This is a genomic window from Actinomycetes bacterium, from assembly GCA_036000965.1.
Lineage (GTDB): Bacteria > Actinomycetota > CALGFH01 > CALGFH01 > CALGFH01 > DASYUT01.
In genome coordinates this window covers 23,986-31,303 of sequence record DASYUT010000031.1, presented here as the reverse complement: position 1 = coordinate 31,303, position 7,318 = coordinate 23,986, and the positions used below count along the sequence as shown (strand labels likewise).

7 protein-coding genes are annotated in these 7,318 nt (G+C 72.2%); 4 read left to right on the top strand and 3 right to left on the bottom strand.

Features of this window, described 5'->3' with window-relative positions:
- Window positions 1-249: hypothetical protein (locus VG276_01695; protein HEV8648120.1), on the top strand; the 249-nt coding region annotated here is incomplete at its 5' end.
- Window positions 250-475: 226 nt separating this feature from the next.
- On the opposite strand, the gene VG276_01690 is transcribed toward VG276_01695, so the two are convergent.
- Complete coding sequence (locus VG276_01690; protein ID HEV8648119.1) at window positions 476-973, bottom strand: phosphate-starvation-inducible PsiE family protein; 498 nt, start codon at window positions 971-973, stop codon at window positions 476-478.
- A gap of 45 nt (window positions 974-1,018) precedes the next feature.
- Complete coding sequence (locus VG276_01685) at window positions 1,019-1,756, bottom strand: thermonuclease family protein (protein ID HEV8648118.1); 738 nt, start codon at window positions 1,754-1,756, stop codon at window positions 1,019-1,021.
- Window positions 1,757-2,016: 260 nt separating this feature from the next.
- Here VG276_01685 and VG276_01680 point away from each other — a divergent pair, with 260 nt between their 5' ends.
- The 3 genes from VG276_01680 to VG276_01670 all read left to right on the top strand — a co-directional run bounded on the left by VG276_01680 (window position 2,017) and on the right by VG276_01670 (window position 5,558).
- Window positions 2,017-3,429 (top strand): glutamine synthetase family protein, encoded by a 1,413-nt coding sequence (locus VG276_01680; GenBank protein ID HEV8648117.1) that lies wholly within the window; start codon window positions 2,017-2,019, stop codon window positions 3,427-3,429.
- 11 nt (window positions 3,430-3,440) lie between these two features.
- Complete coding sequence (locus tag VG276_01675) at window positions 3,441-4,634, top strand: amidohydrolase family protein (GenBank protein ID HEV8648116.1); 1,194 nt, start codon at window positions 3,441-3,443, stop codon at window positions 4,632-4,634.
- 150 nt (window positions 4,635-4,784) lie between these two features.
- The gene (locus VG276_01670; GenBank protein HEV8648115.1) at window positions 4,785-5,558 is read left to right on the top strand and encodes a UDP-galactose-lipid carrier transferase; all 774 of its coding nucleotides are present in this window, start codon (window positions 4,785-4,787) and stop codon (window positions 5,556-5,558) included.
- Between the two features lie 183 nt (window positions 5,559-5,741).
- Here the strand turns inward: VG276_01670 and VG276_01665 are convergent, their stop codons facing one another.
- Complete coding sequence (locus VG276_01665) at window positions 5,742-7,295, bottom strand: aldehyde dehydrogenase family protein (protein ID HEV8648114.1); 1,554 nt, start codon at window positions 7,293-7,295, stop codon at window positions 5,742-5,744.
- Window positions 7,296-7,318: the final 23 nt, after the last annotated feature.

The window sequence follows — 7,318 nt, the reverse complement described above, 5'->3', positions numbered from 1 at the left end:
GGAGCCCTAGGGCCTGGCGAGGCGGCGGTCATCGCCATCGCTGAGAGCAGGAGTTGGACAGCGGCCATGGACGACGCCCTGGCCAGGGACGTGCTGCTGCGACGCAGCCCGGGGACGGGCGTCCTCACCACCCGGGGGTTGATCCGCCGGGCCGTCGCACAGGACTTGCTCGATAGCGCCGAGGCGCAGCTCATCTACGACGACATGCTGGCCAAGGGGTATCGGGGTCCGCCCCGCCTGTGGGGGTGATCTGCGTTGGACCACGCCGCGCCTTGACATGTGTGGGAGCGCACCTTTCCCACGCATCAAGTGGCCTCCCTGGCCGGGGCAGCAGGCATGCCACCACACCGAGCCGTGGACGCGAACTGGCAGCTCACAGGCCACATCCGACGTTGCGCGCCCTTCAGTACGGGAATCGAACCCGCCAGGGCAGGGCCTCTACCCTCACCGGTATCTCCGACCGGAGAGCCGGTGGTCACTCCGTCGAGCCGTGGGTCGGCTCGACGTCTTGCCCGCCGGTGATGCGAAGCAGGAGCACGGTCGCTCCGAGCAGGAGCACCGTACCGGCCAGGACGCCGATCTCGAGCATCACGTCCCGGAACTGGCTGGTCCCAAGCAGGTTCTCGGCCTCGGCGCTAATCACGATCAGGCGCCGGACCGCCGCCACGATCCCGACGATCAGGAACGGCTCGACAACCACCTTCCGGCGCTCGACGATGACGCGGATCGTACTAATGAGCTCGGTGAAGATGAACACCAGGAGCAGGCCACTCAGCAGCCCGAGCACGTTGCCGACGAACGGCGCCCGACCGAGGTCGCGCACGAAGTCGTACACGACGACGCCGAGCAGGATGGTCCCGCCGACGACGAGTGCGAACGCCACCACCGTGTCGATGAGGAACTCGCCGTAGCCGAGCAGCGCCGCGATCCCGGACCGGTCGCGGCGCTCCTGGTCAGCGCCTCGAGGCCTCATGACCAGGATCGTTCACGAATCATGTGAGCTTGTCCACCTGGGCGGCTACTTCTCGACGAAGACGACGTCGAGCAGGTCGGCCTGGAAGCGGACCGTGTTGTTGGCCTGGACCAGCAGGTCACTCAGGTGCAGCTCGGTCCCGCCGCAGACCAGCACCCGGTCGTTCTCGTCCCGCGACGGGCTGGTCGAGACCCAGAGCAGCCAGTCCGAAAGGTTGCCCTGGAAGCCGCCGTCCACCGCCTTGAGGTAGTCGGTCGCCCGGCGGAACAGCTTCGGCAGGATCAGCTGTCTCTCCGGCCCGATCGAGGCCTGGTCGTCCAAGGTGAACGCGCTGGTCATGTCGTCGGCCCAGACGCCGGCGTCGGCCTCGCGGGCCTCGGTCGCCAGGGCGCGCAGGTACGCGCGGTGGGTGACCGGCGTCGAGGTGTAGACGGTCGGGTAGGCCACCCCCTCCTGCACGAGCAGGGTGTTGAAGGTGTGGTCCAGCATCGTCTGGTCGACCAGGGCCCACTCCCCGTCTGGCGGGAGGTGCTCGTCCTCGGCGACGCTGGTGACCACGTAGGCCACGGGGCGGCCGTTCACCTCGGCGGCCTGACTGAAGACGACCGCGCCGACTGCGTCAGGGGTGGCGGCGGTGACCCTGGTGCCGGTCGGCGGGGCGTACTCGAGGCCGCTGAAGCCGATCCATGCGAGCAGCTGGTCTCTGGCTTCCCGGCCCAGCGCCTGGGCGGCGGTACCGTAGTGCAGCTCGGGCGCGTCGACCCCCTCGAAGCGCAGCTGCACGCTGCCGTCGGCGGAGGGGTGGATGCGGTGGGCATTCTTGAGCTGGGCGTAGTGCTCAGGATGGTCGGCGATGAACCGGACCGCTGGGGGCTGCCAGGACCGCGGTGGTGAGCACCCAGCCGGCGGGGATCGCCGCCCACGCAAAGCAGCCCCGGGTGGGGTGTGCCACCTGTACGGCCCGGGTCGGGTGTGCCACCTGTACGGCCCGGGTCGGGTGTGCTATCTCTGCCGGCCAGGGCAACTGTGACGAGGAGGCCCACGTGGCCAAGAACGGTGCGCGAGCGGCCGGGCCATCCCCGGCCGACCGGGTGGTCGAGGCCGCCGACGCGGCTGGCCTGGCGCTGGTGCGGTTCCTCTACGTCGACCACGGTGGGGTCGTCCGCGGCAAGGCCACCTCCCGCCCGCGCCTGGCCGAGCGGCTGGCAACCGGCATCGGCCTGACCGTGGCCATGCAGGCGATGAGCATGCTCGACGAGCTGCAGCCCGTCGAGGGACTCGGCCCGGTGGGAGAGGTCCGCCTGGTGCCCGACCCGGACACGTTCGTGATCCTGCCCTACGCGCCCGGTGCGGGCGCGATGGTCGCCGACATGGTGGGGCTGGACGGCGAGCCGTGGGCGGCTTGCCCGCGCGCCTTCCTCAAGCAGGCGATCACCGAACTGGCCGGCGAGGGCCTGGCGCTGGTGGCCGCGTTCGAGCCCGAGTTCACCCTCGGGCGGCGCGTCCCCGACCCGGGCGGCGGGCCCGACCGGCTCGTCCCCGTCGACGAGAGCCTGTGCTTCTCCTCCACCGGCTTCGCCGCCGCCCATGACTACGCGGTCGACCTGGTCCGCGCGCTGGAGGCCCAGGCCCTCACCGTGGAGCAGTACTACCCGGAGCTCGGCCACGGCCAGCAGGAGCTGTCGATCCGTCACGCGCCCGCCCTGCGGGCGGCTGACAACCAGGTCTGCTACCGGGAGACGGCCCGTGGCGTGGCCCTGCGCCACGGCCTGTGGGCCAGCTTCGCCCCCAAACCCATCCCCGGTCAGGCCGGCAACGGCGCCCACGTGCACGCCTCGCTGTGGACGCTGGACGGCGACGGCGCAGCGGCCCACAACGCCCTCTACGACCCGGGCGACCCCAACCGGCTGTCCGAGAGCGCCTACCACTGGATCGGCGGCGTCCTCGCCCACCTGCCCGCGCTGGTCGCGCTCACCTGCGGCAGTGTCAACTCCTACCGGCGGCTTGCCCCCCGCTCGTGGGCGAGCGCGTTCAGCTGCTGGGGGCGGGACAACCGCGAGGCCGCCGTGCGCGTCCCCTCGCGCATGTGGGGCTTGGACGAGGCGTCCACGAACCTTGAGCTCAAGTGCTCCGACGCGACCGGCAACCCCTACCTCGCGCTCGGCGCGCTCATCCACGCCGGCTTGGACGGCGTCCGCAACAAGCTCGACCCCGGCCAGCCGACCGACGTCGACCCAGCCACCTTGTCGGACTCGGCCAGGCGCCGCCGCGGGATCGGCCGGCTGCCCGACTCGCTGGGCGCCGCGCTGGACGCGCTGGAGCGCGACGAGCTGCTCATGGAGGCGTTGGGGCCGGTGCGCCGCACCGCCTACCTGGCCGTGAAGCGGTCGGAGGTGGCCAGCTTCGCCGCCCGCGATGCCGCCTTCGAGTGCTTCCACCACTTCACGACGTTCTAGCGGCACGCGCCGTGGCCCCGGTCCACCCGCCGTTCGTCGACCATCACTGCCACAGCCTGGCGCCGGGCTGGACGTCAGCAGCCGCCGAGCCCGGCACCGGAGGCGGGGCCGACCTCCTGCGGCCGGGCGCCGGGCCGGCCTGGCGGCGCTGCTTCACCGAGGCACGCCGCCCCAGGAGCCTGGCCCGCGACGTGCCCGGCCTGCTCGGCTACTGGCACTTCCTGGCCGCGCTGGGGCGCCGCCTGGGGGTCGACCCCACACCCTCCGACGGGCTCGAGGCGCGGGTGGTCGCCGCCCGCGACGCGGCCGCCGCCGCCGACCCGGCCGGGTACCTGCGCGGCCTGTGGGACGACGCCGGCCTGGCCACCCTGCTCGTCGACACCGGGCTCGACGCCGACTCGCTGCCTGCCGTGGACCTCGCCCACCAGGGCGGCCGGCCCGTGCGCGAAGTCGTGCGGGTCGAGTCGGTCGCCGAAGCCGTGCTCGGCGTTGGCGGGCACGGCCCCGCGACGCTCGGCGGCTTCGTGGACGCCGTCGAGGCGCGCCTGCACCAGGCGCTGGACGCCGGCGCGGTCGCGCTCAAGTCGATCGCCGCCTACCGGTTCGGCCTGGCCCTGCCAGAGCACTCGATGGCCCAGCGCCGCCGCGCGTTCCGCGCGCTCGGCGACGACCAGGCGCGGCGCTTCGACGACCCGATCCTCGGGTCCTTCCTGGTCCGCCGGGTGGCCGCCCTGGCCGCCGACCGCGGCGTGCCGCTGCAGTTCCACACCGGCTTCGGGGACGAGGACCTCGACCTGACCGCGGCCGACCCGGCCCTGCTCCGCCCCCTGTTCCGCGATCCCCGCACCGAGGGCTGCCAGGTGGTCCTGCTCCACTGCCATCCCTTCGTGGGCCAGGCCGCCTACCTTGCTGGCACCTACCCGCAGGTCCACCTCGACCTGTCGCTCGCGATCCCACTGGCCGAACCGCTTGCCGAGCAGCTGGTCACCGAGGCCGTCGCCCTGTGTCCGGTGACCAAGCTCCTGGCCGCCTCGGACGGCCATGCCTACCCCGAGATGCACTGGTGGGGCGCGACCGTCTGGCGCCGTGCCCTGGGCCGGGCCCTCGACGTCGAGGTGGCCGCGGGAGCCCTGGACGAGCCCGCGGCGACCGCCGTCGCCCGGGACGTCCTGGCCGGCAACGCCACCCGCCTGTACCGGCTGTGAGCACCGCTCCCCCGGGGGGGTGGCGGGCCGGCGGCCGAATCGAGCTGGCGCCGCTCCGCGGCCCATGCTCCAGGTGGCCGCGCAGCTCTTCCTGTCGACGCTGTGGCATTGCACCTTGCCGGTGGCCACCGTCGCTGCCACGATCTGGGCATGGAGAGGCTGGACGAGCTCGACCTGACCCTGCGGCTCAGCCGCGACGAGGAGGCCAGGCGCTTGGCCGCCGCCCAGGTCCGGCTGCTCAAGCTGCGTCTGACCCTGGGTGGCCTGGTTGGCGACGGCCGCCTTGGGCCACCGGTGTGCGTGGTCTTCGAGGGCTGGGACGCCTCGGGCAAGGGCGGTGCCATCCGGCGGCTGGTCGCCCCGCTGGACCCCAGGCACGTGCGGGTCGCCCAGTTCGCCGCGCCCACGTTCGACGAGAAGCGTCACCACTTCCTGCTCCGGTTCGCGTCCTCGCTGCCTGGATGGGGCGGTATGGCCGTGCTCGACCGCTCCTGGTATGGCCGGGTGCTGGTCGAGCGGGTCGAGGGCTACGCCACTACCGAACAGTGGACCCGCGGCTACGCCGAGATCGTCGACTTCGAGCGCTCGCTGGTGCTCGAGGGCATGATCCTGATCAAGTTCTGGTTGCACATCTCCAGCGACGAGCAGCTCCGCCGCTTCCAGGGGCGCGAGCGCGACCCGCTCAAGTCGTGGAAGCTGACCAAAGAGGATTGGCGCAACCGGGAGCAGCGGGCCGCCTACGAGCAGGCGGTGGAGGACATGCTCGAGCGGACCGACCATCCGCTCGCGCGCTGGCAGCTGGTGGAGGCCGAGTCCAAGCGCTACGCCCGAGTCAAGGTGATCGAGACGGTAGTCACCGAGATCGAGCGGGGAATGCATGCTCGCGGCTTCGAGCCGCCCAGGAAGCGCCAAGAGCCAACTTGAGCGCCCGCGCCGCCGCGAGGACCGAGACCCTTGCCCCCCGAACGCCCGAGCCGCGGCGAGGACCGACGATCCCTGCCCCTGAGCGCCCACGCTGCTCGCGAGGACCGACGACCCTTTGCCCCCAGAGCGCCCGCGCCGCCCGCGAGGACCGACAACCCTGTTCTGGACGTGGTCCGGCGGGCCTCAGACCGTTGGGTAGCGTTGGTAGTCGGGGAAGTTGCCGTACAGGCGCTCGCCAGGCGGCCCTTGGGTGACGGCGTGGACCAGGTGCTCGCCGCCGACGAACGCGCCCTTCCAGGACGAGCCCCGTCCGCCGAACGGCTCGGCCTTGTCGCCCCGGGAGCGGGGGACGTTGATCCCGACCTTGAAGGCGTGGACCTCGGCCGCGAGCTGGCGGGCGAGCTGCTCGTCGTCGCAGGCGACCGAGGCCACCAGGGAGCCGTTGGAGGCGTTCATCTCTGCCAGTAGCTCGGCACGCGAGTCGACCAGCACGATCGTGTCCACCGGACCGAACGGCTCGGCATGGCCGAGGGCGCTGGCCCCGGGTGGCTCCAGCAGGGCAACCGGCGGCAGGTAGGCCGACGTGTCCTGCCCGGGCAGGAACCAGCCGTCGTCCAGTGAGCCCCGGAACAGCGGGACCCCGCCCATCTGCACGGCCAGGTCGACCTCCTGGGTGAGCTCGGCCACCTTGGCTGCATTGATGAGCGGCCCGAAGTCCAGCTCGGGCGGCTCGTCGTCCGGGTCGACCACCGCCAGCGGGTGGCCGAAGGTGAGCGACCGGGCGACCTGGAGGTACATGGCCAGGAACCGGTCGAACAGGGAGCGCTGGACCACGTAGCGCGGGTAGGCGGTGCAGCGCTGCTTGCCGTACTCGAAGCCCTTCTTCAGGTGCCGGGCCAGGCCGTCCCAGCCGCTGAACTCCCAGACGCCCCAGGCGTTCAGGCCCTCCTGCTCGAGCATGTGGCGCTTGTCGGTCTGGACGAGCTGGCTGGCGATCTGGCCGCCGGCGTCCCGGCCGCCCACAAACGCCAGGCAGCCGATGTCGTCGCTGAGCACCAGTGCCGGCGACAGCCGCGACCCCGAACCGCTGAGCAGGGTGACCGGGAGATCGCAGCGGCGCAGGAACGCGGTGGCGAGGGTGAGCGCGCACAACCCGCCGTCGGTCGGCGTCTTGGCGATCACCGCGTTGCCGGCGAGCAGCTGGACCAGCATCGCGTGGACCAGGACGCTCAGCGGGTAGTTCCAGGACGCGATATTGGAGACCGGACCGGCCAGCGGCCCGCGGCCGGCCACCATCGGCTCGATCTCGTCCAGGTACCAGCGCACCCCAGAGGCGGTCCGGTCCACCGAGGTGAGCGCCTGGCGCCAGGGCTTGCCGATCTCCCAGACCAGCAGCAGGGCGAGCAGCTCGCGGTGGGCCTCGAGTTGCTCCACGCACCGGGCGACGCGTGCACGCCGCTCGTCCAGGTCGACCTTGGCCCACCGCCGGTGTTCGGCGGCTGCCGCGGCGACGGCCTCGAAGGCCTGACCGAGCTCGAGCATCGGCGGTCCAGCGATCGGACCACCGTCGACGGGGCTGGTGGCCCCGGCCGGCTTCCCGGCCAGCTGCCACTCACCGCTCCAGAGGTTGCGCACCCGGTCCGGCTCGAATGCTTCGGGCGCAGCCGAGCGGCAGCGCGCGTACACGTCCTCCCAGCGCGCACCCTTCCAGGCATGATGCGGAACTCCCGTGGGCATCAGGAGACCCCCCTTCTCATAGG